The sequence below is a fragment of the Fusicatenibacter sp. genome, assembly GCF_977045365.1.
This window is the reverse complement of sequence record NZ_CDRRUH010000027.1, coordinates 12,913-38,827: the sequence shown is the minus strand read 5'-3', so window position 1 is coordinate 38,827 and position 25,915 is coordinate 12,913. Positions and strand designations below refer to the sequence as shown.

General features: G+C 49.7%; 22 protein-coding genes. 5 read left to right on the top strand and 17 right to left on the bottom strand.

What is annotated here, in order from left to right; all coding sequences use genetic code 11:
* From ACY2VW_RS07705 to ruvA, 5 genes are all read right to left on the bottom strand, one after another.
* Window positions 1-1,254, bottom strand: a 1,254-nt coding sequence (locus ACY2VW_RS07705; RefSeq protein WP_461877654.1) for an FtsW/RodA/SpoVE family cell cycle protein, incomplete at its 3' end; no start/stop codon positions are given.
* A gap of 27 nt (window positions 1,255-1,281) precedes the next feature.
* Window positions 1,282-3,495, bottom strand: a complete 2,214-nt coding sequence (locus ACY2VW_RS07700; RefSeq protein ID WP_461877653.1) for a U32 family peptidase — start codon at window positions 3,493-3,495, stop codon at window positions 1,282-1,284.
* Window positions 3,496-3,553: 58 nt separating this feature from the next.
* Window positions 3,554-3,985: a cell division protein ZapA gene (locus ACY2VW_RS07695; RefSeq protein WP_055226374.1), complete on the bottom strand. Its 432-nt coding sequence runs from the start codon at window positions 3,983-3,985 to the stop codon at window positions 3,554-3,556.
* 130 nt (window positions 3,986-4,115) lie between these two features.
* On the bottom strand, window positions 4,116-5,126 hold the full coding sequence (ruvB, locus tag ACY2VW_RS07690) for a Holliday junction branch migration DNA helicase RuvB (protein ID WP_461877652.1): 1,011 nt from the start codon (window positions 5,124-5,126) through the stop codon (window positions 4,116-4,118).
* Window positions 5,127-5,166: 40 nt separating this feature from the next.
* Window positions 5,167-5,781: a Holliday junction branch migration protein RuvA gene (gene ruvA / locus ACY2VW_RS07685; RefSeq protein WP_461877651.1), complete on the bottom strand. Its 615-nt coding sequence runs from the start codon at window positions 5,779-5,781 to the stop codon at window positions 5,167-5,169.
* Between the two features lie 173 nt (window positions 5,782-5,954).
* Here ruvA and ACY2VW_RS07680 point away from each other — a divergent pair, with 173 nt between their 5' ends.
* Window positions 5,955-7,043, top strand: coding sequence for a ribonuclease H-like domain-containing protein (locus ACY2VW_RS07680; RefSeq protein ID WP_461877650.1), 1,089 nt, complete (start codon window positions 5,955-5,957; stop codon window positions 7,041-7,043).
* A 64-nt stretch (window positions 7,044-7,107) separates the two neighbouring features.
* On the opposite strand, the gene ACY2VW_RS07675 is transcribed toward ACY2VW_RS07680, so the two are convergent.
* From ACY2VW_RS07675 to ACY2VW_RS07625, 11 genes are all read right to left on the bottom strand, one after another.
* The gene (locus tag ACY2VW_RS07675) at window positions 7,108-8,250 is read right to left on the bottom strand and encodes a putative ABC transporter permease (protein ID WP_461877649.1); all 1,143 of its coding nucleotides are present in this window, start codon (window positions 8,248-8,250) and stop codon (window positions 7,108-7,110) included.
* Window positions 8,251-8,397: 147 nt separating this feature from the next.
* Window positions 8,398-10,299, bottom strand: coding sequence for a bifunctional 4-hydroxy-3-methylbut-2-enyl diphosphate reductase/30S ribosomal protein S1 (locus tag ACY2VW_RS07670; RefSeq protein ID WP_461877648.1), 1,902 nt, complete (start codon window positions 10,297-10,299; stop codon window positions 8,398-8,400).
* Between the two features lie 32 nt (window positions 10,300-10,331).
* Window positions 10,332-10,997 carry a (d)CMP kinase gene (gene cmk, locus ACY2VW_RS07665; RefSeq protein ID WP_461877647.1) on the bottom strand — a complete coding sequence of 222 codons (666 nt, stop codon included), beginning with the start codon at window positions 10,995-10,997 and terminating at the stop codon, window positions 10,332-10,334.
* A gap of 44 nt (window positions 10,998-11,041) precedes the next feature.
* The gene (locus ACY2VW_RS07660; protein ID WP_461877646.1) at window positions 11,042-12,289 is read right to left on the bottom strand and encodes a BaiN/RdsA family NAD(P)/FAD-dependent oxidoreductase; all 1,248 of its coding nucleotides are present in this window, start codon (window positions 12,287-12,289) and stop codon (window positions 11,042-11,044) included.
* Complete coding sequence (locus ACY2VW_RS07655; RefSeq protein WP_022462335.1) at window positions 12,286-13,260, bottom strand: MurR/RpiR family transcriptional regulator; 975 nt, start codon at window positions 13,258-13,260, stop codon at window positions 12,286-12,288. Before ACY2VW_RS07655 ends, ACY2VW_RS07660 begins: the two co-directional genes overlap by 4 nt.
* A gap of 230 nt (window positions 13,261-13,490) precedes the next feature.
* Window positions 13,491-14,900: an oxaloacetate decarboxylase subunit alpha gene (locus ACY2VW_RS07650; RefSeq protein WP_177268987.1), complete on the bottom strand. Its 1,410-nt coding sequence runs from the start codon at window positions 14,898-14,900 to the stop codon at window positions 13,491-13,493.
* 49 nt (window positions 14,901-14,949) lie between these two features.
* Window positions 14,950-16,101, bottom strand: a complete 1,152-nt coding sequence (locus ACY2VW_RS07645) for a sodium ion-translocating decarboxylase subunit beta (RefSeq protein ID WP_022462333.1) — start codon at window positions 16,099-16,101, stop codon at window positions 14,950-14,952.
* A gap of 33 nt (window positions 16,102-16,134) precedes the next feature.
* Complete coding sequence (locus tag ACY2VW_RS07640; protein ID WP_461877645.1) at window positions 16,135-16,515, bottom strand: biotin/lipoyl-containing protein; 381 nt, start codon at window positions 16,513-16,515, stop codon at window positions 16,135-16,137.
* A gap of 14 nt (window positions 16,516-16,529) precedes the next feature.
* Window positions 16,530-17,303: an OadG family protein gene (locus ACY2VW_RS07635; RefSeq protein WP_461877644.1), complete on the bottom strand. Its 774-nt coding sequence runs from the start codon at window positions 17,301-17,303 to the stop codon at window positions 16,530-16,532.
* A gap of 15 nt (window positions 17,304-17,318) precedes the next feature.
* Window positions 17,319-18,752 carry an acyl-CoA carboxylase subunit beta gene (locus ACY2VW_RS07630; protein WP_461877643.1) on the bottom strand — a complete coding sequence of 478 codons (1,434 nt, stop codon included), beginning with the start codon at window positions 18,750-18,752 and terminating at the stop codon, window positions 17,319-17,321.
* A 270-nt stretch (window positions 18,753-19,022) separates the two neighbouring features.
* Complete coding sequence (locus ACY2VW_RS07625) at window positions 19,023-20,246, bottom strand: 6-phosphofructokinase (RefSeq protein WP_461877642.1); 1,224 nt, start codon at window positions 20,244-20,246, stop codon at window positions 19,023-19,025.
* A gap of 263 nt (window positions 20,247-20,509) precedes the next feature.
* On the opposite strand from ACY2VW_RS07625, the gene ACY2VW_RS07620 reads away from it, so the two are divergent.
* Complete coding sequence (locus tag ACY2VW_RS07620) at window positions 20,510-21,892, top strand: MATE family efflux transporter (protein WP_461877641.1); 1,383 nt, start codon at window positions 20,510-20,512, stop codon at window positions 21,890-21,892.
* Here ACY2VW_RS07620 and ACY2VW_RS07615 read toward each other — a convergent pair.
* Complete coding sequence (locus ACY2VW_RS07615; protein ID WP_461877640.1) at window positions 21,877-23,112, bottom strand: D-alanyl-D-alanine carboxypeptidase family protein; 1,236 nt, start codon at window positions 23,110-23,112, stop codon at window positions 21,877-21,879. The two genes, ACY2VW_RS07620 and ACY2VW_RS07615, sit on opposite strands and share 16 nt — an antisense overlap.
* 286 nt (window positions 23,113-23,398) lie before the next feature.
* On the opposite strand from ACY2VW_RS07615, the gene ACY2VW_RS07610 reads away from it, so the two are divergent.
* From ACY2VW_RS07610 to ACY2VW_RS07600, 3 genes are all read left to right on the top strand, one after another.
* A complete protein-coding gene (locus tag ACY2VW_RS07610) occupies window positions 23,399-23,938 on the top strand; it encodes a helix-turn-helix domain-containing protein (RefSeq protein WP_461873074.1) in 540 nt (179 codons plus the stop codon).
* A gap of 71 nt (window positions 23,939-24,009) precedes the next feature.
* Window positions 24,010-25,083: an ABC transporter ATP-binding protein gene (locus ACY2VW_RS07605; protein WP_461877639.1), complete on the top strand. Its 1,074-nt coding sequence runs from the start codon at window positions 24,010-24,012 to the stop codon at window positions 25,081-25,083.
* Complete coding sequence (locus tag ACY2VW_RS07600) at window positions 25,055-25,897, top strand: ABC transporter permease (RefSeq protein ID WP_055218051.1); 843 nt, start codon at window positions 25,055-25,057, stop codon at window positions 25,895-25,897. Before ACY2VW_RS07605 ends, ACY2VW_RS07600 begins: the two co-directional genes overlap by 29 nt.
* Window positions 25,898-25,915 lie beyond the last annotated feature (18 nt).

The following is a 25,915-nucleotide window of genomic DNA, read 5'->3' as shown; positions in this document are numbered from 1 at the left end:
CATCAGCACCGTGGAGAACATGGAGCTTCCTCCATAGCTGACCAGCGGCAGCGTGATACCTGTCATAGGAATAAATTTAATGGTTCCTCCGATGGTGAGGAACACCTGTGTCGCATATTCCGTTCCAAGACCCATGGCAATCAGTTTGTAGAACCGTTTGCTCATCTTCATGGAAATATTGATAATCAGAAGGAATGTGGACATGCACAGCAGAATCAGGCAGATTCCGAAGATAATGCCCATCTCCTCACAGATCGCACAGAAAATAAAGTCTTTCGTTGCAACCGGGATAATGTCAGGCCGTCCCTCGAAAAGGCCGGTTCCGAACCATCCGCCGGAGCACATGCCGAAGAGGCCCTGTGCTAACTGACTGCTGATATCCCAGTTTCCGATCGGATCCTGCCAGAGTGCCACACGGTTCCGTACATGTGAAAACAGGAAATACGCCACAACGCAGGCGGCACTCATTCCCGCAAGTCCCAAAAGCGGATATCTGGCTTTTCTCGTTGCCACATAGATTACAACCACGTACGCCATAAAGAAGACGAACGCAGTTCCAAGGTCGGTGGATGCAACAAGGATCAGCACATGAACTGCCGCAATGACCGTTGCTTTCACAACGTTTCCAAAGGAATTATCCTCGCGCAGCATGCCTGCCATAAAGAACACGAGTGTGATCTTGGCAATCTCGGAGAGCTGGAACGTAATGCCGTGGATTTCGATCGACAGCTTCGCACCGCCGGAAGTAAAGCCAAGCACCATGACGACGGAAAGCATGGCAATTCCGAGCACAGCGTAAATCCAGGTCAGATTTTTCAGGAACTTGCCCTTTCGGACAATGACCGGAATGATGAAGCAGAGCAGTGTGGATGCCGCCAGAATTTTGTACTGGGACATCGCCTTTGACACGCTCAGTCTCGTCAGAATAATCATGCTGATTGAGAGCAGCATACACATGTTGTTTACCAGGATCATCGATGCTTTCCGGTAAATCAGGCGGTACAGGATCTGTACGCCCAGGATATACGCCATCGTGAGCAGAAACATCTGAATCGTTGATACTTCGCCCTCCTGCAGGAACATCACGAAGAAACAGATGAAATTCATCAGAATGATCATGATGATCTGCCGCATCAGAATGTAATGGCGCTCATCCTCATCCCGCTCTTTGAGTGCAGCAAACGACTGCACGGTAAAACAGATCATGAGGAAGGTAATCACATATTTTGATAACTGAACAATGGTATTTTCCATAAATTCCCCTTATTTTTTTCTCACCGTTTACTCTACTTTCCGGTGGAAATGGCCTTTGGTATATTCCTGGCCGGCCGGAACTGCGATTCCTTTACAGTACGTTCCAGCAAACGCAGCGGCGATTTCTTTTGTCTCCTCCAGTGTCTCGATGGTAAAATTCAGCCGCACCGCAGCCGGATGCATGGACCGGATCTCATCGGCTTCTTTTACCAGACCGAGCGGAAGGCTGTTGTAGATCACACTGTAGCATGAGGTGCAGTAACTCTTCACCGGGAAGTATTTTCCCATCCGGTCTTTTAAGCGTACCAGAGAATAACTGTGATTGCAGCCGTTCAGGTTCTTCTGGACACACTGGGCGGAAACCATCATCGGAAGGTAGCCGTAGACCACCATTTCGCTGTTCGTATTGTCACGTTTTCCGATTTCCCGCTCGTTCAGCTCATACGGAACGGTATCACGCTGCACGCCCTGCTCCTGCCAGAATGCCTGCGCACGGCTGTTGTACGTGTAAACGCTGTAATCGAGCCGGATATCCTTTTCCATTCCCATCTCTTTCAAAAACGAAAAGCTTTCGAGATTGCGGATCAGGAAACCGCCAAGACCGATCTCCTTCAGACAGCGGAACGTGTCGCGGTATTCCTTCAGATCGCCTTCACGCACAACGTGCGGCAGCATCAGATAAACCTGTTTTCCCAGTTCTTTCGCCTGCAGGATGCCTTTTTCCGCCTGCTCTTCGAAGATTTCCCGTTTGAAGCATCCCATGCCGGCGTAGATCGTCGTGATCTCCGGAATCTCGAGCAGCGCATTCCACTGGGCTCTCGTCTCGGCAGATGCGGTCAGCTCCATTTTCTTTTCTGCCCTGCTCTCCTGGTCCGGTTTTCCAGATGCTTTTGCTTCCTGTTCCGGCTTTTCCGCTGCTTTTCTGCGGTATGGCTCTGTCATCTCTTTCACCAGCTGGTCCGAAACGCCTCTCCGCAGCTCGTTTAACGTCTGCATCGGCACGAAACAGTTGTCATCCATACAGACATCGAGTTCTTTGAAATAGAATGGTGTCTCGCCTGTCTTTTCCAGCTGTGTTTTTACGCGTTCCTCGGTCAGCGGCTGCTTCTTTGCCGGTTCTACCATGCCCGCCTCTGCTGTTACGCTGTATTTTCCGCTTTCTGCACTTAAGAACGCCGGCTGGCCCGGATACAGGGTCAGAAAGCCGGAAATCGGCTCTTTTGCCTCTGTCTCGATATAATCTCTCTGGATCTCATAAAAGAGCTGCTCATTTCTGCGCTGTTTCTTTTTATTTTCCTGCTCTTTTTCGTTCTTCAGCGCCATCATATCGCGTCCGTTTCTTACGGTATAATAGCTTTTGTTGAAACCGTCACGGTTATACAGCTCATACAGCTTTTTCATGTCCTCCGGCAGGACGCGGAAACGGGACGGCTTTTTCTCGTACAGATCGAGGTATTTGCGGTAAATGCTGACAACGCCCGCTGTATACTCCGGCTTTTTCATTCTGCCTTCGATTTTGAGGGACATAATCCCGGATTTTACAATCTCCGGCAGCAGTTCTACCGTACACATATCCTTCGGGCTTAACGGATAGCGGTCGCCCGGCTCCCCCATGCGGTGGTTGTCTTTATCGTACGCTTCGTACGGCAGACGGCACGGCTGCGCGCATCTTCCGCGGTTTCCGCTTCTTCCGCCGATCAGGCTGGAAAAAAGGCACTGTCCCGAATAGCAGTAGCAGAGCGCCCCGTGGACGAAGCATTCAATTTCAAGGTTGGTCGTCCGGTGGATTTTCTGGATCTCCGCAAACGAGAGTTCACGGGCCGGCACCACGCGCGTTGCGCCAAGGCTCTCCAGGAAACGCGCTCCCGCAGATCCTGTCACTGTCATCTGTGTGCTCGCATGAATGTCGAGATCCGGGAACCAGGAGCGGACCGCCTTTAAAACGCCCATATCCTGGACAATCACGGCATCCAGTCCCTGCTCATAGTACGGACGCAGATACGGATACAGTTTCTCTTCCAGTTCCTCCTCTTTTAAGAGGGTGTTGACCGTCAGATACAGTTTCCGGTTCCGCAGATGGACGTAATCGATGGCTGAGAGAATCTCCTGCTCATCCAGATTTTTTGCATACGCTCTTGCGCCGAATGCGGCTCCGCCGAGATAGACGGCATCCGCACCGGCGGAAACCGCTGCTTTTAACGCTTCCATCGAACCGGCTGGTGCTAATAATTCTGTCTTCATCTTTATCTCCTAAAAACGGGCGATTACCTGTTCCGCAATCCCCCGTTTTTTCCTTCTTTTACGCTTTTAATAAATCTTCCAGATCCTTATTTGCCTTATCAAGCTGCCGCTGCAGTTCTTCCATCTCGCCGCGTACATGTTCCAGCTCGATTCGTTTCTCTTCCAGCTCTTTTTTCAGATCGCCGGCCTGGATTTCCGCTGCGATCAGATCGTGCTTCATATCGTAGGTTTCCCGGTCTTTGGCTTCCATATCCTCTTCGAGGGTATCTACCTGGCTTTTTGCTTTGAAATAGTCGTCTGCAATGTTCAGTGCAAGCAGTGTGTGCTTCGTATCCACCGACAGGCGGTTGTATCCGGCTGACTGGGAAAGTTCGCTGATCTTCTGATTCAGATAAGCAGCTACTTTCTGCAGATATTCCGGGCTCTCATAGCCTCCCAGTGTGATAATTTTTCCATCTATTAAAACCTGTGTTGTATTTTTTACAGCCATTCTTTTGCTTTTCCTCCACTGAATTTAACCGGACCAAACTCCCGGCTAATATAACCTATCATATACCGAAAAAGGAAGAAAAACAACCTTTTTCTGCAAAAAGCGACAGAAAATGAAAGATTCAGGGCTTTTACTCTTCGATCTTACGCGGTGCCTCCAGCCCCAGGTGGTGCCAGGCAAATTCCGTTGCCACTCTTCCGCGCGGAGTGCGGTTGATAAATCCGGACTTGATCAGGAACGGCTCGTAAACATCCTCGATGGTGCCGGCATCTTCTCCAATCGATGCTGCCAGGGTATCGAGTCCCACCGGACCGCCCTGGAACTTTTCCATAATGGTGGTAAGAAGCAGCCGGTCAGTCTGATCCAGTCCGTAACGGTCTACTTCCAGCAGATCGAGGGCAAATGATGCGACCTCTTTTGTGATTCTTCCATCGTATTTCACCTGGGCAAAGTCGCGGACACGCTTTAAAATCCGGTTTGCCAGACGCGGTGTTCCCCTGGAACGGCGCGCCATCTCAAGCGCTCCCTGTGGATCCACCTCCACATTCAGTACTTTTGAGGAGTGCAGGATAATGTTGGCCAATTCTTCCTCCGTGTAAAATTCCAGATGGTGGATGACACCGAACCGGTCGCGGAGCGGAGCAGTCAAAAGACCTGCACGCGTTGTTGCGCCGACCAGCGTAAACTTCGGCAGATCCAGGCGGATCGAGCGCGCCGAAGAGCCTTTTCCGATCATGATATCAATCGCAAAATCCTCCATCGCCGGGTAAAGAACCTCCTCGACCTGGCGGTTCAGGCGGTGGATCTCATCAACAAACAGGACGTCGCCCTCCTGCAGATTGTTTAGGATCGCTGCCATCTCACCCGGTTTTTCGATCGCCGGGCCGCTCGTCACCTTCATATGGGTTCCCATCTCATTTGCAATGATGCCCGCCAGCGTTGTTTTTCCAAGTCCCGGAGGGCCGTAAAACAGCACATGATCGAGAACATCACCTCGCTGTTTTGCTGCTTCAATATATACTTTCAGGTTCTTTTTCGTCTTTTCCTGTCCGATGTAGTCGTCCAGGTGCTGGGGACGGAGCGAACCTTCGATTTTCACGTCCTCCTCGAGAACGTCAGTTGTGATAATTCTTCTTTCCATCGTTATAAGGTTTCCTTCTTCCACAATTTAGGACCATCTGCTAAAACATATGCTTCAATGCCGCTTTCAGCACAGCCTCGCTGTCCATGCCTTCGGTGATTTCGACTTTCTTTACTGCCTGCAGTGCTTCCGTTCCGGAGTAGCCAAGCGCAGTCAGCGCCTGTACCGCATCCTGGAAGGTATCCGGTTCGCCTGCCTGCCGTACCGCCGCAGCCGCCTGATTTCCTGCCAGCTTCTGCTCGAACGCTTCCTGCAGGTCGAATTTGTCTTTTAATTCCAGAATCAGCTTCTGCGCGGTCTTCTTTCCGATGCCCGGTGTTTTGGCAATCGCCTGGACATCCTCCGAGAGGACGGCAAAGCGCAGATTGTCTGCCGTAAGCGTGGACAGCACTGCAAGCGCCGCTTTTGGTCCGATGCCGCTTACGCCGATCAGCATACGGTATATTTCAAGATCTTCGCGGGACAGAAAGCCGAACAGGGAAATTCCGTCTTCCCGCACACTCATGTGGGTATATATCTTTAACTCTTCTCCCTCCCGGATGCCTGCGTCGAACATACTCGCTGGAATATTCAGTTCATAGCCGATTCCATGGCTTTCGAGAATCATTTTTCCTTCCGAAAGAGAATCTACGGTTCCTTTGATAAATGCAATCATGTTTTTCCTCCAAAGCGCCGTTTTCTTTTTTTGAAAGCGAACGCACATTCTATTATAGCAGAACTTTTCTCATCACGCAACGATTAGTCGCTGTCTTTCTTGCATGTCAGATTTTTTCGTCTTATAATATCTTTAGATCCAAAAAAAGTTTTTCAAAGGAGACAAAAAACCTTATGCAGATCATCGTTTCTACCCCCGCTGCTCTCTCTGCCGATCTTCAGATGTATCTGAGAAACGGCGATGTCTTTTTCGATATTGAGACGACCGGCCTTTCCTGGCGTACCTCACATCTCTATCTGATTGGTGCGCTGTTCTTTGACCCGGCCGCGGATACTTTCACACTGCGCCAGTGGTTTCTTGATCGACCGACCGAAGAAAAAGAGATGCTTGTCTCTTTTTTCACGTTTCTTTCTGACGCGAAGCGGCTGGTGCATTTTAATGGAACGACATTTGATCTTCCTTACCTCACACACAAAGCACTGTTTTATCAGATGGAAGATCCACTTTCGTCGATCGCATCCCTGGATCTTTACCAGGTACTCCGCCCGTTTCAGTCAATCCTGGGACTTTCTTCGCTGAAACAGAAAAGTGTGGAACAGTATCTCTCATTCCCACGGAAGGATCAGCTTGACGGAAAGCAGTTGATTTCTGTTTACCACGACTATCTTCAGACACTGGATGAAAAGAAGCTGGAACTCCTGTTTCTTCACAATTATGAGGATATCCTCGGTATGGGTTCTGTTCTGGAACTGCTCGCGCTTCCTGGTCTGTTTCACGGCGATTTTTCTGTCCAGTCGTGTCGTTTTACCGGACAGACACTGGAAGTTTCACTGCAGCCCGAGCGGGAAGTTCCGGTTTTCCTCTCCCGTGTCTGCGCGGATGGTTCTCTTACAGCCTTTGGTTCACGGGTTTCTCTCTCCCTGCAGACGCATACGGCGGAGCTGAGATATTTCTTCCCGGACTATAAGAATTACTATTATCTTCCGCTGGAGGATCAGGCTGTTCACAAGAGCGTTGGCGCGTTTGTCGATCCGGAACACCGTCAGAAAGCAAAGGCTGCCAACTGCTATCAGCGGCGGACCGGTACATTTCTTCCGCAGCAGAAAGAGTTTTTCAACCCGGCCTTCCGCGAGGATTTCAAAAGCCGCCCTTACTATTTTGAGTGGTCCGATGCCTTTCTTTCGCAGGAAGATCTCCTGAAAGAGTATCTCTGCTCCGAGCTTCAGCTCTTTTTCAAAGGCGATAGCAAAACCAGAAAATAAAACAGCCGTACACGTTTTTGCATGCACGGCCGTTTTTCCGGGACTGTCCTTTCCAGGCAGTCCTTTATTTTTTCTCTTCTTTCTCTTCTGCCTTTTTTTCTTCCTTTTTCAGAGAAGCATGATGCGTTCCCTGCAGATGCGGATAGGCGCGCAGATAACGTTTCGTTGTCAGGCGCATCAGCCAGTTGGTCGGAAGCTGCGGTTTTGTCATCTGGTCAAAGCGCTCCAGCAGCTCTTTAAGATCCGGCATCTTATCGCTGCGCACATCAAATCCAAGCGCCGCAAACCGTTCTTTCTGCTCTGCTCCAAATTCGGTCAGACGTTCTTTCTGTTCCGCTCCAAACTCGGCCAGGCGCTCTTTCTGTTCTGCTCCGAACCCGGTCAGGCGTTCCTTCTGCTCTGCTCCGAACTCCATCAGGCGGTTCTTCGACTCGGAAAGCGGATTTCTTCTTCCCTCGGCTTCTTTCCGCTCCTTCTCCAGCTTCTGCATCTGCTCCATTGCCTCAGACAGTGTCTGGCGCTTCTCGGCCAGATATTCTTTCATCTTATCTCTGGAGTACTCTGCACGATACTGCTGTATTTTCGCACTCATCTCCTCAGCAAGCTGGTTAAATCGGGATTTCTGCAGATATTCCAGAAATTCTCCCCACGTTTTCTCCAGACTGCGCATCTTCTGTCCCAGTTGGAATGCTGCGGCTGCGGAAAACCCAAAATCTGCCAGATAGCAGACGGTAACAACGGAAACAATGATCTCTCCTGTAGTATCCGAAACAAGATTCACTACTTTCACGGCAATCGGCTGCAGAATATAGAACAGCCCCAGTGTAAAGAATCCCCAGGCAATCGAACTGCTGAGGCAGATCTTTCCCTGAAAATTAAACTTCTGGTTGCTGTAGTCCCACCAGTGCGCATGAAAAATGGTCTCCATCAGCACGCCGGTTACATATTCCAGAACCGTCGCTACAATGACACCTCCGAAATACAGTGCCCAGACGTTCGCTTCAAACGGGCGCAGGATCAGGTATACCATAACAGCGCCGGTGCCGTACAGCGTCAGCAGCGGACCATTGACAAAACCGCGGTTGACCAGTTTTTTCTGCCGGATCGATACATAGGAACTCTCCCAGATCCATCCGCAGAAGCTGTACAGCCAGAACCATGCCAGAACGTGGTACAGATCCACACCCAGAATCTTCATCTCCCACATAAACTTTCATCCCCTTTTTCTTTTCCGGTGCCAAAAACAGGATGATAAGAAAATACCGCAGGCAACAGGTTTCCTGTCCGTTCAGGAAACCCGGTTGTCTGCGGCATTCTAATCATCCAACTGCAGCACCTGCAAGTTAAATTATTCTTACTCTTCTACTGGCTCTTCGTTTTCCAGAGCTTTCATGCTCAGAGAGATTTTTTTGTCTTCCTCGTTGAAATCAACTACTTTTGCAGTGATTTCCTGTCCGATTTTCAGTGCATCAGACGGTTTCTCAACGTGCTCTCTGGAGATCTGGGAAACATGAAGCAGAGCATCTACGCCCGGCTCAAGCTCAACGAATGCACCAAAGTCAGTCATACGGGCAACACGGCCTTCTACTACGTTGCCTACAGCGTATTTTTCAGCAGCGTTCAGCCACGGATTCTCTTCCGGGAATTTTAAGGAAAGAGCGATCTTGTCGCCGTTGATGTCTTTGATCAGAACTTTTACAGTCTCACCAACTTTGAATACTTTTTTCGGGTTCTCTACGCGGCCCCAGGACATTTCAGAGATGTGAAGCAGTCCGTCAGCTCCGCCCAGATCGATGAATGCGCCGAAATCGGTAACATTCTTAACAGTTCCCTCTACAACATCGCCAGCTGCGATGCGTGCGAACAGTTCTTCCTGCAGTTTCTTTTTCTCAGCAACGATGAGCTGTTTGCGGTCACCGATGATGCGTCTTCTTCTCGGGTTGAACTCGGTAATAACGAATTCAATTTCCTGATCGGCATATTTAGACAGATCTTTTTCATATACATCAGATACAAGGCTGGCCGGAATGAATACTCTGGTCTCCTCAACAACTACAGATAATCCTCCGTTCAGTACCTGTGTTACTTTTGCTTTCAGAACTTCATGATTCTCGAATGCTTCCTCGAGTCTCTTGTTGCCTTTTTCAGCAGCAAGTCTCTTGTAAGTAAGAAGGACCTGTCCCTCTCCATCATTTACTTTCAGAACTTTGACTTCCATTTTGTCACCTGGCTGTGCAACGGTGTGAAGATCGATGGAAGAATCGTTGGAATATTCGTTTTTGGTAAGAATACCATCGGCTTTGTATCCGATATTCAGGATAATCTGATCGTCTTTGACATCGATTACAGTACCCTCAACGACTTCTCCGTTTCTGATTGTTTTAAATGATTCATCCAGCATTTGTTCAAAACTCATTTCTGACATTTTTTGAACCTCCTCAATTATTTTATTCGGGGTGGATGCCCCAGCTGTAATACCTACGCGACCAAATGATTGAAAAGGCTTAGATTCCAAATCAACGAGTGTCTCTATAAAGTAAGTATTTTTACATTCTTCTTTACATATCTCATACAGCTTTTGCGTGTTTGAACTATGTCTGCCTCCCACGACAAACATGGCATCAACCTTCCTGGCAATTGCTCTCGCTTCCGTCTGTCTTTCCTCGGTAGCGTTGCAGATAGTCTTTAAAACAGTACTATCATAACTCTTTTTCAAAAAAATTTCAACTAAATCTTTAAATTTGTTGTAATTAAATGTCGTCTGTGCCACAATAGATATTGGTTTTCCATTTTCGGGCACAAAACTTTCCGCTTCTTCGGCGGTATGGATCACGGTAACCGGGCCGCTCGTCCATCCCATGATGCCCTGCACCTCCGGATGATCCGCGCTTCCGATGATGACGACGTGGCGGCCTTTTCTGCCCTCCTCGTCCACAATCCGGTGGATCTTCTTGACAAACGGGCACGTCGCATCTACGATCTTCATGCCGCGCGCTTCGATCTTTTCACAGACATCCCGTGACACGCCATGCGACCGGATCACAACGGTTCCGCCGGAAAGCCCCTCTAGTTCATCCTCCGAATGGATCACCTGCACGCCGCGGTTTTCGAGATCCTCCACAACCTGTTCGTTGTGGATAATCGGCCCGAAGGTGTAGACCGGCTTTTCACCGCTCTCAATTTCACGGTATACCGTATCGACCGCCCGTTTGACGCCGAAGCAGAAGCCTGCACTTTTTGCAACAGTTACTTCCATCTGTTTTTCTTCTCCTCTTTTCTCTGCTGCGTTTACATACGCTCGCGGGCAAGGCTTAAGATCTTTTCCACAACCTCATCGATCGTCATTTCAGAGCTGTCAACGAGTACGGCGTCTTCTGCCTGTACCAGCGGGGAATGCTCTCTGTGCATGTCCTGATAATCACGCTCATTGATATCTTCCTCGATTTTCGCAAGATCGGCTGTCTGTCCCTTTTCGGTCAGCTCTTTCCAGCGGCGCAGTGCGCGGACATGGGCACTTGCTGTCAGATAGACTTTCAGCGGTGCGTTCGGCAGAACAGCAGTTCCGATATCGCGGCCGTCCATCACAAGATCCGTATTCTCCGCCATCTCCTGCTGCAGCTCCACGAGTTTTTTCCGTACTTCCAGATAGGCGCTTGTCGCAGATGCCATCTTTCCAGCCTCCTCGGTGCGCAGTTTTCCGGTGACATTGACGCCGTTTAAATAAACCTGCTGCTCTCCGTTTTCGTAGGAAATGGAAATTTTCACATCTTTGCAGGCTGCCTCAATTTTTTCCTGCTCTTCCGGTGCAATGCCAAGATCTGAAAAATAGATGCCCATGGCACGGTACATTGCTCCTGTATCAACGTAAACAAACGAAAGCTCCTTTGCCACACGTTTTGCGATTGTACTTTTGCCAGCGCCTGCCGGTCCGTCAATTGCAAGATTAAAACTCATCTTCTCTCTTCCTCCTGAAAATTCTGAAATCTGTGATCCATATTTTATTCCTGTTCTGCCTTTGCCCGGATCTCTTCGGCTGCAGCGTGGGCACTTGCCCAGGCGATCTGCAGATTGAAGCCGCCGGTCAGTGCATCGAGATCGAGCACTTCTCCTACGAAGTACAGACCTTCTTTTTTCTTTGCCTCCATCGTGCCCGGACGGATCTCTTTCACGGAAACACCACCCTGTGTGATAATTGCTTCACGGAAGCCCCGTGTTCCGGTTACGGTAAACGGGAAATGCGTGATCAGCTCTTCAAAGTGCTGACGCTCCGCTTTCGATACGGCATTGACCTGTTTGTACGGATCGATCCCGCCAAGAGAGAGCATCACCGGAAGCAGTTTCGCCGGAAACAGACTGTTGATCACGTTGCGGAACTGTTTGTTCCGGTTTTCCTCAAATTCACGCAGGATCCGCGCATCCAGCTGTTCTTCCGTGAGTGCCGGCTTCAGGTTCAGATATCCTTTCAGCGGCTGCTGTTCCAGTGCTTTTCCGATGTAGGAGCTCGCAGAAAGCCCCAGCGGGCCGGAAATGCCGAAATGTGTAAACAGCATCTCGCCGAATCCATCGAACAGCGTCTTTTTGCCGTTTTTAATCGTCATCGTCACATTTTTCAGGGAGAGTCCCTGCAGCTGGCGGATGTACGCTTCCTCTGTTTCCAGCGGCACCAGCGCCGGGCGGAGCGGAGTGACGGCAAGTCCTGCCTCTTCTGCGAAACGGTAGCCGTCTCCATCCGACCCCGTCGTCTGGTACGACATACCGCCGGTTGCGACAACGACATCATCGTAAAAAAGCTCTTTCCCGTTTTCCAGGCGGATTCCTTTCACGCGGTCTCCTTCGAAAAGAAGCTCTTTTACTTTTGTATTCTTATGCACCTGCACATTTTTCCGTTTCAGTTCCGTCTCCAGCGCGCGGATAATATCCGAGGAGTGATCTGACTCCGGGAAGACACGGTTTCCGCGCTCCACTTTTAAGCGGACACCTGCCGCTTCGAAAAACTCCTGTACCTGGGCGCTGTCAAAGCTGTAGGCGGAGCTGTACAGAAATTTCGGGTTTGTCACCACATTCGTGAAGAACTCTTCTGTCGGGCAGTCGTTTGTCACATTGCAGCGGCCCTTTCCTGTGATAAACAGCTTCTTTCCCAGCTTTTCATTTTTTTCATAGAGATGAATCTCTGTCTTTTCGCCGGCGGCAAGCACGGCGGTCATCATTCCGGCGGCGCCTCCGCCGATTACTGCTGCTTTTCTCATGCTTTCTCCTTTACCGGCAGAGCTGCCTTTTTTCCGCCCATGGGACGTGCATCGTCCAGCCCGTTGATTTCATCGTTGCTGTAAACCTGGTACTCATCCCACAGTTTTTCCATGCTCTCAAGTGTCTTTTTCACATCCGCCTGGCGTTTCATGCAGAGCGCCACGACAAGCGCATTGATTACACTCAAAGGGGCCACCAGAGAATCGACGATTGATGCCATATCGCTCTTGGCAATCAGCGTACAGGCTGCATAAACATTCATCGGTGAATGCACACTGTCTGTGATCGTAATCACCTTCGCTTTGCGGCTGTTCGCAAATTCCAGTGCCTTCATCGTACGCATCGAATACCGCGGGAAGCTGATGCCGATCACCACATCATCCTCCGTGATGCGGATCATCTGCTCGAAAATCTCGCTGGAACTGTTTGTCTGTACCTGGCGCACATCCGGGAAAATCATATGGAGATAGAACGCCAGAAAGCTCGCAAGCGGCGCGCAGCTCCGAATGCCGACAATGTAAATTGTCCGCGCAGAAAGAATCGTATCCGCAGCGCGCTCAAAGGCGCTCCGGTCCACTTCTTCCAGCGTCATCTTGATTTTTTCAATGTCCGACTGCAGGACGGTCTCCAGAATTTCTCCCTGCGGCACGCGGCCATACGTAAACTGCATCCGCTGCACCGAATTCAGACGGTTCATCACCATCTCCTCCAGTGCGCGCTGGAACTCCGGATATCCCGCGTAGCCAAGCTGCATCGCAAAGCGAACCGTTGTCGATTCGCTGACGCCGACCTGCTGTCCCAGGCGCGCTGCCGTCATCGATACGGCCTGGTCATAATGCGCCGTAATAAAATCTGCCAGCCTCTTCTGTCCTTTGCTCAACTTTCCGTAATTTTGATTCAGACGAATGAGGAGATTCTCGTTCGCTGCCTTCTGCTCTTCTGAAGAAGACTGTTCTTTTTCTTTTTTCATGTTATTTTCTTCCTGATTTGTTTTTCCGATCTGCAAATGCCGTTCGGCATCCACATTTCTTCTTTTGGGGGCATCCTGATTCTTTTTCGGACACACCTCGATCTTTTGAATTATAACACGAATAAATTACTGGCGCAATGGCTGAAAAGCTGAAAAGGAAAGCCGGTGTTCTGCATTCCCTTTTTACGGGGAACACAGAACACCGGCTGATTTTTTTACTCAGATTTTATTTAGACCGGATATGCGCCGTCTTTTTTGTCAGCGGCTGCCGGATCTACTTTTGTCTGCTGCGCTTCACGATATTTGAAGAAGTCTACAGCTACCTGCGGGAACAGAGCGTAGGTTAATACATCCTCATCCTGCTGTTTCCACTGCTCGATCTCTTTCTCCAGTTTCGGAAGCTCCGGCTCAAGCAGGTCTGCGTAGCGGCAGGTGATCGGCTCGGTATCGCCGATGCATTTCTTCTGTACTTCCGGATTGAACGGTTTTACAGTTGCACCGTATTTTCCGGCAAGAACGTCTTTTGTCTCTTTCGTTACCATCTTGTAACGCTCGCCCATCAGGACATTGAATACAGCCTGGGTACCAACGATCTGGGAAGACGGAGTAACCAGCGGGCACTCGCCGAGGTCTTTTCTTACGCGCGGTACTTCTTCGAGTACATCGTAGTATTTGTCCTCTGCGTGCTGCTCTTTTAACTGGCTTGTCAGGTTGGAGAGCATACCGCCCGGTACCTGATACAGAAGAGTCTTGATATTTACGCCAAGGTTCTTCGGATTTAAGAGGCCTGTATCGAGCGCTTCGTCTCTCATCGGACGGAAGTAATCTGCGATCTCAGCCAGTTTGTTCTGATCCAGACCAGTATCGTATGGAGTGCCTTTGAAGGTTTCAACCATAACCTCAGTTGCCGGCTGTGAAGTACCCATAGCGAATGGAGACATTGCGGTATCGATGATATCAACACCAGCCTCTACTGCTTTCAGGTACGTCATGGATGCAACACCGGAAGTATAGTGGGTGTGCAGCTGAATCGGAAGATCGGTTGCTTCTTTCAGCGCGGTTACCAGCTCAGTTGCCTTGTACGGAACGAGCAGACCGGCCATATCTTTGATACAGATGGAATCTGCACCCATCTCCTCGATTCTCTTTGCCATGGTGGTCCAGTACTCCAGGGTGTAAGCATCTCCTAAGGTATAGGAAAGTGCTACCTGTGCGTGGCCCTTTTCTTTGTTTGCTGCGCTGACAGCGGTCTGCAGGTTGCGCAGATCGTTCATACAGTCAAAAATACGGATGATATCGATTCCGTTTGCAATGGATTTCTGTACAAAATACTCTACTACGTCGTCTGCGTATGGACGATATCCCAGGATATTCTGTCCGCGGAACAGCATCTGCAGTTTGGTGTTTTTAAATCCGTCACGGAGTTTTCTCAGTCTCATCCATGGATCTTCATGCAGGAAACGTAAGGAAGCATCAAAGGTTGCGCCACCCCAGCACTCTACTGCGTGATATCCGATTTTATCCATTTTATCAATGATCGGAAGCATCTGTTCTGTTGTCATTCTGGTCGCGATCAGGGACTGATGTGCGTCACGCAGAACAGTTTCCATAATCTTGACAGGTTTCTTTTCTACTGCCATTTCTATCCTCCTAAATGAAGTGTTTTTCACTTGTGTTTGTCTCAAGAAGTTATACACCAAAGATCGCCATGAAGGTACCGGCCGCTACTGCTGTACCGATAACACCGGCTACGTTCGGTCCCATCGCATGCATCAGCAGGAAGTTGGTCGGATCTGCCTCAGCACCGACCTTCTGGGATACACGGGCTGCCATCGGAACCGCAGATACACCTGCCGAACCAATCAGCGGGTTGATTCTTCCATGTGTTGCCTTGCACAGTACTTTTCCTAACAGGACACCGCCTGCAGTACCAAATACGAATGCGATCAGGCCCAGTGCAACGATCTTTAAGGTGCTGACATTTAAGAATGCCTCCGCACTTGTAGATGCACCAACGGAAGTACCAAGAAGGATAACAACGATGTACATCATGGCGTTGGAAGCTGTCTCCTGAAGCTGTTTTACAACGCCGCACTCGCGGAACAGGTTACCAAGCATCAGCATACCTACCAGCGGAGCGGTAGATGGAAGGATCATGCAGACAACGATGGTGATAACAATCGGGAACAGGATCTTCTCGAGTTTGGATACGGAACGAAGCTGCTCCATTTTGATTTTACGCTCTTTCTCTGTGGTCAGAAGCTTCATGACCGGCGGCTGGATGATCGGCACCAGTGACATATAGGAATATGCTGCTACGGCGATCGGTCCCATCAGATGCTGCTGTCCGAGTTTATTCAGAAGGAAAATAGAAGTCGGGCCGTCGGCACCGCCGATGATGGAGATAGCGGCTGCCTCTCTTCCGTTGAATCCCATGAAAATAGCGAAGAAGTATGCCAGATAGATACCAAGCTGTGCTGCAGCTCCCATGATGAAGCTGATCGGGTTTGCAATCAGCGGACCGAAGTCGGTCATCGCACCTACGCCCATGAAGATCAGGGACGGAAGGATACTCCACTCATCCAGAGTGAAGAAGTAGTAGAACAGACCGCCCGCATGCTCAAGGCCCTGTACGTCGGTATAAGGCTCAGCCATGATGTCCGGGTAAATGTTTACAAGCAGCATACCGAATGCGATCGGTACAAGAAGCAACGGCTCAAATTCATGCTTAATCGCAAGATACAGGAAGAAGCAAGCCACTGCGATCATAACGTAATTGCCCCAGTCCAGATTAAAAAACGCCGTCTGGTGAAGCAGGTTGTTTAAAGTTTCAGTAATCATTTTTTCACCTCCGGTTTTTTCTTACAACGGGCATTAGTTCATGGTTGCAAGAACGTCACCGGATTCTACTGCATCGCCTACTGCTACATTGATGGTTGCTACTGTGCCATCCTGCGGTGCTACAACCGGGATTTCCATCTTCATGGCTTCCAGTACAAGAACAGCATCTCCTGCTTTTACAGCGGTGCCTGCTGCTGCTTCGATTTTGCAGATTTTACCAGGTACAGAAGCAGTAACCTCTACGCTGCCTGCTGCGCCTGCCGGTGCTGCTGCTTTTGGTGCTGCTGCCGGAGCTGCCTTCGGAGCCGGTGCTGCTTTTGCTGCGCTGACTACAGGAGCTGCGCCTGCTGTGGTTCCTTCTTCTACAGTTACGTTATATACATTTCCGTTTACGGTAATGGTGTAGTTTTTCATTGAAAATTTCCTCCTTAAGCTCTTTTGCCTTTTCTGCGGATCGGACGTGCAACATAGGCATCTCCGGATGCAGAAGCCATATCCTCTTCATACATGGCAATTGCAGCTGTGATAACAGCCTGCAGTTCCATATCGTCTGCTTCCGGTGCTGTCTCTTCAACAACCGGTGCTGCTACAGCTTTCGGTGCTTCCTGTACAGGAGCTGCCGGTGCTTTTTTCTTCTTTTTGTCTCCAAAAATGTAATCAAACGAAGAAATAACGAAAATCAGGAAAATCAGCATAACAAATACGGTGCCGATTCCGGTGATGGTGTTCATGCCGGCCTGGCCGATCAGAACGCCCTTTGACTCCTCAACGGTGATGGTGAGGTCGGTCGGAACCGGTGTTCCGGTGCTGATGTTCCAGAATACACGGACAATACCAGGGTTCTTCTCGAACTCACCCGGGATTGTGCAGGTTACAAAGTCTCCGTCTACTTCAAGCGTTCCATCTTCAAGGCTTACCACCTCTCCGAGATCTGCTTTTGCTTCTTCCCATGCCTCAGCTGCTCTTGCATAGAACTGCTGGTCGGAAGCTTCCATGTTTGCAAGATCTTCATCGCTGTAAGTCATCAGGCTCTGTCCTACCCACTGAACACTGGAGGAGAGCAGGGAATCTACAGTAGACGCCTCAACCGGTGAATAGGCCGGTGTGGATGCCGCATCTGCAAAAACAGGTGCAACGGTCACAACCATGGTGCAGGCTGCGGTAAGGACGAGACTTACTAATTTTTTCCAGTTCTTTCTCATCGTATGCCACCTTCCTTAGACTGTTCCGTGTTTTCTGTCCGGTCTGTCTTCTCTCTTGGTATACAGCATCTCGAATGCGCCGATGACATATTTTCTGGTGTCTTCCGGCTCGATGATGGTGTCCACATAGCCTCTTCTGGCTGCGGAAGTTACATTGTTCTGAAGTGTTGCATACTCTGCTGCTTTTTCGTTGATGGTAGCAGCATCAGATCCTTCGTACATGATCTTTGCTGCAGATTTTGCATCCATCATTCCGATTTCTGCGTTCGGCCATGCAAATACCATGTCTGCTCCGATGGATTTGCTGTTCATGACAACGTATGCGCTTCCGTATGCTTTGCCGACAACAACGTTTACTTTCGGAACGGTTGCGTTTGCGAAAGCTGCGGTCAGGGCTGCTGCGTTCTTAGCCATGGTTCTCTCAGAGCATTTGGTTGCCTTGAATCCGGTTACGTTTGTGATGGTAAGTACCGGGATGCAGAAAGCATCGCAGAAGTTTACGAAATCTGCTGCTTTTTTGGCTCCTCTTGCGCTTAAGGTTCCATCCATTTTCTCTTTTACAGTTCCGTCCTCGCCGTAGATTTCAGAGCGGTTTGCAACTGCTCCTACGGTTGCTCCGTTTAACTGGATGAATGCGGTTACAACATCTTTTCCGTAAGCGGCTTTGGTCTCAAAATAGATGCCGTTGTCGCTGAGCTGGGAAAGAAGGATTCCGGTATCGCCTGCGCAGTTTGCAAGGTCTGCACATGCACGGTTCAGATCATCCTCGCACTCAGTGTATGCTTCGTCCTCGTTGTTTGCCGGAAGTATAGATACCAGGTTTCTGATCTGTCCGAGGATTTCTTCCTCGGTTCCAGCAAAGTCAACAAGACCTGCTTCTTCGCCCTGGAAATCTGCGGATGCGGTATCACATTTGGATACGTGGTTTCCGTCCAGTGCGTTCGGGGAGTTTACGAAAAGTTTTCCGTTTTTGGACTCCATGAATGTGAAGTCTGTCATAGCCGGGATAAGAGCCATACCGCCGCCGCAGGTACCAAATACTGCAGTGATCTGCGGAATCACTCCGGATGCCATTGCCTGCGCCATATAGATTTCGCCGAAACCGTTCAGAGCATCCGTTGCCTCCTGCAGACGCATACCGGCACAGTCTACCAGTCCGATAACCGGAGCACCTGTTTTCTGTGCAAACTCATACAGTCTCGCGATTTTTTTTGCATGCATTTCGCCGATGGTACCGCCCATCACAGACGCATCCTGGCTGTATACGTATACCAGGCTGCCGTTGATCACACCGTAACCAGTAATTACACCATCGGATGGTGTCTCCATGCCGGCCATGTTGAAATCTGTGCTTCTGGCAGTGATCTGTCCGCCGATTTCCACAAAGCTGTTTTCATCCAGCAAAGAGGCGATTCTTGTGCTCGCTAAACTTTGTGCTGTGTTACTCATTCTTCAAACCTCCATCTTTCTATTTTCATTATAAAATTTTAAACAAATTTTATACAAGTCTATCATATCTGTTTTTTCGTTTTTTTTCAATACTTTTTCTCACCTTTTTGACAGAAAACAGACAGAAAAATTTCAGATTTTACCTATTATAAATAGAAGGTCAAACTTAATTTTTCCCGACCCGTTCTTTTCCAAAAAATTCTGTCTTTTTTCCGCACCGCATAAAAAAAGCCGCCTATCAGCAGCTTTTCTTACACGGTTTTATTCTGCTTAATACAGTTCAATGTGAACCGGAATTCCATTCTCGTACTGCATCGCCGGTTCGCCGAGGATCAGCGGGCGGAGGTATGCCATCATCTCCTCTGTCACATCGTGTCCGTCCTCTGTGATCCAGGAAAGCGGTACTTTCTTTTCTTTGTTTGCCACTTCCGATACCGGAACGGATGTGTACTCCACGCGGTAAGGATCGGCAGAGATTCTCCGGATCGATGCCATCTGTCCTCCCTGCTTTTCGAGTGCGCACTGGCAGGCTTTCATGCCGAGCATACGGGACTCTTCAAGATCGGTCGCACTCGCAAGATGGGCCGCGCACCGCTGCATCAGGTTCAGCTCAATGGATCTTACCTTACAGCCGATGCGGTCACGCACCAGCTCCTCAAGTACCTTGGCGGAACCTGCGATGTAGCTGTGCCCGAACTGATCCTGTGCATCACTCTGCACCTGCTCGGACACGTAGCGGCCCTCGCTGTCGTGAATGCCCTCGCTGATTGCAACCAGAACGCTGTCCTTCTGTTCCAGTTTTTCCTGCACATCTTTTAAAAACTGCTCGGTGTCAAACGCCGGCTCGCAGAGATAAATCAAATTCGGTCCCTCTCCGCCGTTGACGCGGGACAGAGCAGACGCTGCAGTCAGCCATCCGGCATTTCTTCCCATAACCTCCACGATCGTAACTGCCTTTTTCTCATAGACGTGGCAGTCTCTTTCCAGCTCGGCAAAGGTTGCTGCCAGATATTTTGCCGCGGAGCCAAAGCCCGGGCAGTGATCCGTTCCGACGAGGTCGTTGTCGATCGTCTTTGGTGCGCCGACAACAAACACATCCTCCACACCGTTCTCTTTGCAGTATTTTGACAGCTTGTCTACGGTATCCATCGAATCATTTCCGCCGATATAGATAAAATAACGGATTTCATGTCTGCGAAAAATCCGGAGAATCTCTTCAAAATCCTCTGTATTCTCTTTCGGGTCCCCCAGTTTGTAACGGCAGGAACCAAGCGCCGCCGCCGGTGTCTGCATCAGAAGTGAGATTTTTTCTGCTGAATCCAGTTGTTTCCCAAGGTCAAGAAATTTTTCTGCGAGCACGCCTTCAATTCCATTTACTGCACCATAAATATGATCTACTTTTCCGGACAGCACCGCACAGGAAACAACTCCTGCCACCGTTGCATTGATCGCCGCGGTCGGACCGCCGGACTGCGCTACTAACAGATTTCGCATATGATTTTCCTCCATCTATTTACACTGTTTTCTATTTTTCACGAAACTACTTTCGTGCCATTCTATAGCGTACCATATTTTTTGCTTTCCGTACACCCTGTTTCGCGTTTCCGGAAAAAGCCTGTAGACTTTCACAATGGATCTGTAAGTTTCCTGTTTTTTTCTTGCAGGATTGCTCTTGAAAAGCTATAATAGAAGCAATGTCCACGAAAAGGATGCAGAAAAATATGCGATTCATCACCAAAAAAACAGGAGGTTTTTCCATGCAGACCAAGCAAGACGGCCGCCTCGGCACCGAAAAAATCGGGAAACTGATGCTCGAGCTGGCCCTTCCCTCTGTCCTCGCACAGATTGTAAATGTACTTTATAACATTGTAGACCGCATCTATATCGGCCGGATTCCCGATGTCGGTTCTTTAGCGCTTACCGGTGTCGGCGTCACATTTCCGATTATCACCATCATCTCCGCATTCGCCGGATTTGCAAGCGGAGGCGGTGCCCCCCTTGCTGCAATCGCACTCGGACAGAAAAACCGGGAACGCGCAGAAAAGATCCTCGGAAGTTCTACTTCCCTGCTGCTCTTTTTCTCTGTTCTTCTGATGGCATTTTTCTTTGTTTTTCAGACACCGCTTCTGTACCTCTTCGGCGCAAGTGACAACACGATCGGATATGCTTCCACGTATATTTCGATTTATCTTGTCGGAACTGTATTTGTTGAACTATCTGTCGGACTGAATACCTTTATCAGCTGTCAGGGACACGCGCGCACGGCGATGTGTTCCGTCCTCATCGGCGCGGTTGTCAACATCGGCCTTGACCCGGTTTTCATCTTCGTTCTTCACATGGGTGTTTCCGGTGCCGCACTCGCTACCATTCTCTCCCAGGCATTGAGTGCCGCATGGGTTCTGCGGTTCCTTACCTCGAAAGAATCAGGCATCCGCCTTTCCCCGCGCACGATGAAGCCGGATTTTGCTATTTTAGGCTCTGTCATGGCGCTCGGCATCTCGCCGTTTATCATGTCCGCAACGGAAAGTGCCATCACCATCGTCATGAACCACGGACTGCAGACGTACGGCGGCGATCTTTATGTCGGCTCGATGACCATTCTCCAGTCGGTGCTGCAGCTGATTTTCGTACCAGTCAACGGCTTCACAAACGGTGTGCAGCCGATCATCAGCTACAACTTTGGTGCCGGCCAGTTTGACCGCGTCCGCCAGACGATCCGGCGCATGATCGCCATCACGTTTACCGCTGCTTTCGTCTACGTTGTGTTCGCGATGCTCCGCCCGGCTCTTTTTGCCGGCCTTTTCACCACAGATCCGGAGCTGATTGCTATTGTGGTAAAAGTGCTTCCGGTCTACATTGCCGGCATGGCAATTTTCGGTCTGCAGAGCGGTGTACAGAGTTCCTTCCTCGGTCTTGGCCAGGCGAAGATTTCTCTTTTTATCGCACTGCTCCGGAAAGTCATTCTTCTGATCCCGCTCGCACTCATTCTGCCGCATTTCTTCGGCGTTATGGGCGTTTACTATGCGGAACCGATCGCAGATGTATGCTCTGTTGTCACTGCCGTTACGCTGTTCCTCTGCAATATCCGGAAAATTCTTTCGAAGGAAACTCTTGCAAAGGTGACTCATACCGAAGCGTGACAGAAAAGGCGCTCTGCGACCTGTTCCATGCACCATCTATAATCAATTTTTTCAATCGTTTCGGCGGCGTAGACGGGATATTCCGCGAGAAGTATTCCATCCATCGAGTACGTCACCGAACCGACCTTTTCTCCTTTCTTTACCGGGGCTTCGATGAGCTCCGGTAAAAAAATGTCTTTTTTCGGTATTTCTGTCTCTTTTAAGAGAACAGGAAGCGACCGCGCCGGGTCAAGCGCCGGGCTTACAAGGCTAAGACTGGCGCTGCTCTTCGTCTGCAGCAGGCCGTCATAAACACCGTCTGTTACTTCTATCCGTCCCGGCTTCCAGCTGTGGTCCAGCACATCCCGGTACGTATACGATTCCAGCCCGTAATTTAAAAGTTTTGCGGCATCCGCCCATTTGTAATTTTTGTGATTGGGCCAGCCGCATGCAAGCAGTGTTACAATCAGGCACTTCCCGTCCCGTTCCAGTGCTCCCGTGTAGCAATATCCCGCTTTTGCCGTAAAACCGGTTTTTCCGGAAATGGCTCCCTCCATCTGATCCAGCAGGGCATTGTGGTTGTAGCAGTTGAACATATTTTTCTTTTCGAGATCCCAGAACGTGTAGGATCTCGTCTGCGTCACGGCAAGAAATTCGGTGGCTTTCGGTGAAGTTTTAATACAGTAGCGCATGATCCGCGCCAGATCAGCCGCGGTCGTATGGTGGTCCCCGCCTGCATCGGAAGCATCAAGACCGTTTGGGGTCACAAAATGTGTATCCGTACAGCCGATTGCAGCGGCTTTTTCGTTCATAAGCGCGGCAAAACCCTCTATGCTTCCGCCGATGGTCTCTGCGATCATCACCGCCGCATCGTTGTGTGATTCCAGCATCAGGGAATATAATAGATCGCCAAGCAGAAACTGCTCGCCCTCGTACACACCGAGATGGACTTTCGGTGCCGCTGCCGCCTGGGCAGATGCTGTCGCAACGGTCTCTTCCTCTCCGTTTTCCAGCGCCAGAATGCACGTCATAATTTTGGTCGTGCTCGCCATCGCCATCGGATCCGTCTCGCGTTTTCCAAAGAGCACACGACCGGTATCTCCGTCCATCAGACATGCTGCTGTTGCAAACAGCTGATTCGGCTCACTCTCCTGCTCGGCAGCAGCCGCAGGCAAACTTCCAAAAATCAGAAGCAGGATTCCCAGAAAAAATCCCGCCCTGTTTCTTCTTTTTCTGGTCAAACTCCAGTCCCCCTTTGTTGTTTTTCTTTCAAATAAATCTTTAAAATGGAAAAGCCGGTCACGCTTTTGGGGCCGGTTTTTGTCTGCTTCATCTTCATTATATGAGATTCCCTGTAAAATCATGGTAAAAATTCACAAAGTTATTGACACCACGATTGATATCCTGTATAATTCCCCGTGGTTGTATAGAATTACTAAACTTCTTGTTTATTTTTACTGAGATTTCCTGAGAATCTTATTTCCGGAAAAATCCCGGTAAGGATGCAGCATACAGAAAGGATTTTTTATGGAAATCGGAAAGAAAATCAGGGAACTGCGCATGCGCAAGGGTCTGACACAGGAAGAACTGGCGGATCGTAGCGAGCTGTCAAAGGGATTTATCTCCCAGCTCGAAAACGACGTGACTTCTCCTTCCATTGCCACACTCGTTGATGTACTGACGTGCCTCGGAACGGATTTAAAAACGTTTTTCGGGGAGGAACAGGACAATCAGGTTGTCTTCTGTGAAGAAGATTACTTCGTAAAAACCGACGAAGCGCAGGGCAATGAAATCGCATGGATCATTCCGAACGCGCAGAAAAACAGAATGGAGCCAATCCGGCTGACGCTGCAGAGCGGCGCCTGCACAGAGATTGATTCGCCGCACGAAGGTGAAGAATTCGGCTACGTACTTTCCGGCCGTGTCCTCGTTCATCTCGGGGACGAGTGCCATAAGGCGAAGAAAGGCGAGAGCTTTTACTACCCCGCCTCCTGTAACCACTATCTGGAAAACCCGGGCAAAACGCCCGCTGTCATTCTCTGGATCAGTTCACCGCCTTATTTTTAGATTTCCGCACCGCGTGATTTTCACGAAAAACGGTGCTCCAAAATAAACAACCCGAAAGGAGCATTTTACACATGAGTACCAAATTACTTGATCTGGTCAATATCACAAAATCGTACGACGGAGTTACCATTCTGGATGATCTGAATCTTTATATCCGTGAAAACGAATTTCTTACTCTCCTTGGCCCGAGCGGCTGCGGAAAAACAACGACTTTACGTATTCTCGGCGGTTTTGAGACGCCGGATGCCGGAAAGGTTTTATTTAACGGACAGGATATCACCCAGCTTCCGCCGAACAAACGCCAGTTAAATACGGTGTTCCAGAAATATGCTCTTTTCACGCATATGACGATTGCGGAAAACATCGCTTTTGGGCTGAAAATCAAGGGAAAATCCAAAGCATATATCGACGACAAAATCAAATACGCCTTAAAACTCGTCAACCTCGAGGGATACGAGAACCGCTCCCCGGCGCTTCTCTCCGGCGGCCAGCAGCAGCGAATCGCTATTGCGCGCGCAATTGTCAACGAGCCGAAGGTTCTGCTTCTTGATGAGCCGCTCGGTGCGCTCGACTTAAAGCTCCGACAGGATATGCAGTACGAGCTGATCCGCCTGAAAAACGAGCTTGGCATCACTTTCGTCTACGTTACCCACGATCAGGAAGAAGCCCTTACGATGTCCGACACGATCGTTGTCATGAACCAGGGATATATCCAGCAGATCGGTACACCGGAGGATATTTACAATGAGCCGCAGAACGCATTCGTTGCAGACTTCATCGGCGACAGCAACATTCTTGACGGTATTATGATTGAGGACCGCCTCGTCGAGATTCTCGGCGCGAAATTCGAGTGCGTCGATGTCGGATTCGGCAAAAACAAGCCTGTCGATGTTGTAATCCGTCCGGAGGATATTGACCTGGTAAAACCGGAGGAAGGCACAATCCGCGGACGTGTGACGCACCTGATCTTCAAAGGCGTCCACTACGAGATGGAAGTCGCCGTCAACGGCTTCGAACTTCTCGTTCACTCCACCGATCTGTTCCCGGTCGGACAGGAAGTCGGCATTCACGTCGATCCGTTCGATATCCAGATTATGAACAAACCGGAATCCGAAGATGAGGAGGCGGCAGCCATTGAAGAGTAATAAATTAAAGAAATGGCTGGCAGCACCGTATGCCGTCTGGGCTGCCGGTTTCATCATCATCCCGCTGATCCTGATTCTCTACTATGCGTTCACCGGGGAAGAAGGCGGCTTTACCCTTTCGAATTTCGCCTACGTTGCGACGAAGGAAAACATCAAGGCACTCGGCCTGGCGCTGTGGCTGTCGCTTCTTAGCACCGCGCTCTGTCTTTTGCTTGCCTATCCGCTTGCCATGATTCTGGCAAACCGGAATGTCAATCAGACCAGCTTTATTGTGCTGATCTTCATTCTCCCGATGTGGATGAATTTTCTGCTCCGTACACTTGCATGGCAGACACTGCTTGAGAAAAACGGCGTCATCAACAGCATCCTCGCGTTTTTCCATCTACCTGGCATTTCCATCATCAATACGCCGGGAGCGATCATTCTCGGTATGGTGTACAACTTCCTGCCGTTTATGGTTCTGCCGATCTACAATGTTCTGATTAAGATCGACCGTGATGTCATCAACGCAGCAAGGGACCTCGGAGCAAACAGTGTGCAGACGTTTCTGAAAGTAACGCTGCCGCTCACCACGCCGGGTATCGTAAGCGGTATTACCATGGTATTCATCCCGGCGCTTACAACCTTTGTTATTTCCGACCTGCTCGGCGGAAGCAAGATCCTTCTGATCGGAAACGTCATCGAGCAGGAGTTCAAACAGACCAACAACTGGAATGCCGGAAGTGCACTCTCCACAGTCCTGATGATCTTCATCATCCTGTCGATGGTTCTGATGAACAAATACGATAAAGACGGGGAGGGAACGGCATTTTGAGAAAGAAACTGGAAAAAA

Excerpts from the sequence above, each read along its gene's own strand:
- ACY2VW_RS07600 (WP_055218051.1), top strand. The coding sequence starts at position 25,055 with ATGAGGAGGCGGCAGCCATTGAAGAGTAATAAATTAAAGAAATGGCTG.
- ACY2VW_RS07675 (WP_461877649.1), bottom strand. The coding sequence starts at position 8,250 with ATGTGGGAGATGAAGATTCTGGGTGTGGATCTGTACCACGTTCTGGCA.
- ACY2VW_RS07610 (WP_461873074.1), top strand. The coding sequence starts at position 23,399 with ATGGAAATCGGAAAGAAAATCAGGGAACTGCGCATGCGCAAGGGTCTG.
- ACY2VW_RS07635 (WP_461877644.1), bottom strand. The coding sequence starts at position 17,303 with ATGAGAAAGAACTGGAAAAAATTAGTAAGTCTCGTCCTTACCGCAGCC.
- ACY2VW_RS07620 (WP_461877641.1), top strand. The coding sequence starts at position 20,510 with ATGCAGACCAAGCAAGACGGCCGCCTCGGCACCGAAAAAATCGGGAAA.
- ruvB (WP_461877652.1), bottom strand. The coding sequence starts at position 5,126 with ATGGAAAGAAGAATTATCACAACTGACGTTCTCGAGGAGGACGTGAAA.
- ACY2VW_RS07630 (WP_461877643.1), bottom strand. The coding sequence starts at position 18,752 with ATGAGTAACACAGCACAAAGTTTAGCGAGCACAAGAATCGCCTCTTTG.
- ACY2VW_RS07660 (WP_461877646.1), bottom strand. The coding sequence starts at position 12,289 with ATGAGAAAAGCAGCAGTAATCGGCGGAGGCGCCGCCGGAATGATGACC.
- ACY2VW_RS07605 (WP_461877639.1), top strand. The coding sequence starts at position 24,010 with ATGAGTACCAAATTACTTGATCTGGTCAATATCACAAAATCGTACGAC.
- ACY2VW_RS07625 (WP_461877642.1), bottom strand. The coding sequence starts at position 20,246 with ATGCGAAATCTGTTAGTAGCGCAGTCCGGCGGTCCGACCGCGGCGATC.
- ACY2VW_RS07670 (WP_461877648.1), bottom strand. The coding sequence starts at position 10,299 with ATGGAAGTAACTGTTGCAAAAAGTGCAGGCTTCTGCTTCGGCGTCAAA.
- cmk (WP_461877647.1), bottom strand. The coding sequence starts at position 10,997 with ATGAGTTTTAATCTTGCAATTGACGGACCGGCAGGCGCTGGCAAAAGT.
- ACY2VW_RS07645 (WP_022462333.1), bottom strand. The coding sequence starts at position 16,101 with ATGATTACTGAAACTTTAAACAACCTGCTTCACCAGACGGCGTTTTTT.
- ACY2VW_RS07695 (WP_055226374.1), bottom strand. The coding sequence starts at position 3,985 with ATGGCTGTAAAAAATACAACACAGGTTTTAATAGATGGAAAAATTATC.
- ACY2VW_RS07680 (WP_461877650.1), top strand. The coding sequence starts at position 5,955 with ATGCAGATCATCGTTTCTACCCCCGCTGCTCTCTCTGCCGATCTTCAG.
- ACY2VW_RS07650 (WP_177268987.1), bottom strand. The coding sequence starts at position 14,900 with ATGGCAGTAGAAAAGAAACCTGTCAAGATTATGGAAACTGTTCTGCGT.
- ACY2VW_RS07655 (WP_022462335.1), bottom strand. The coding sequence starts at position 13,260 with ATGAAAAAAGAAAAAGAACAGTCTTCTTCAGAAGAGCAGAAGGCAGCG.
- ACY2VW_RS07640 (WP_461877645.1), bottom strand. The coding sequence starts at position 16,515 with ATGAAAAACTACACCATTACCGTAAACGGAAATGTATATAACGTAACT.
- ruvA (WP_461877651.1), bottom strand. The coding sequence starts at position 5,781 with ATGATTGCATTTATCAAAGGAACCGTAGATTCTCTTTCGGAAGGAAAA.
- ACY2VW_RS07700 (WP_461877653.1), bottom strand. The coding sequence starts at position 3,495 with ATGAAGACAGAATTATTAGCACCAGCCGGTTCGATGGAAGCGTTAAAA.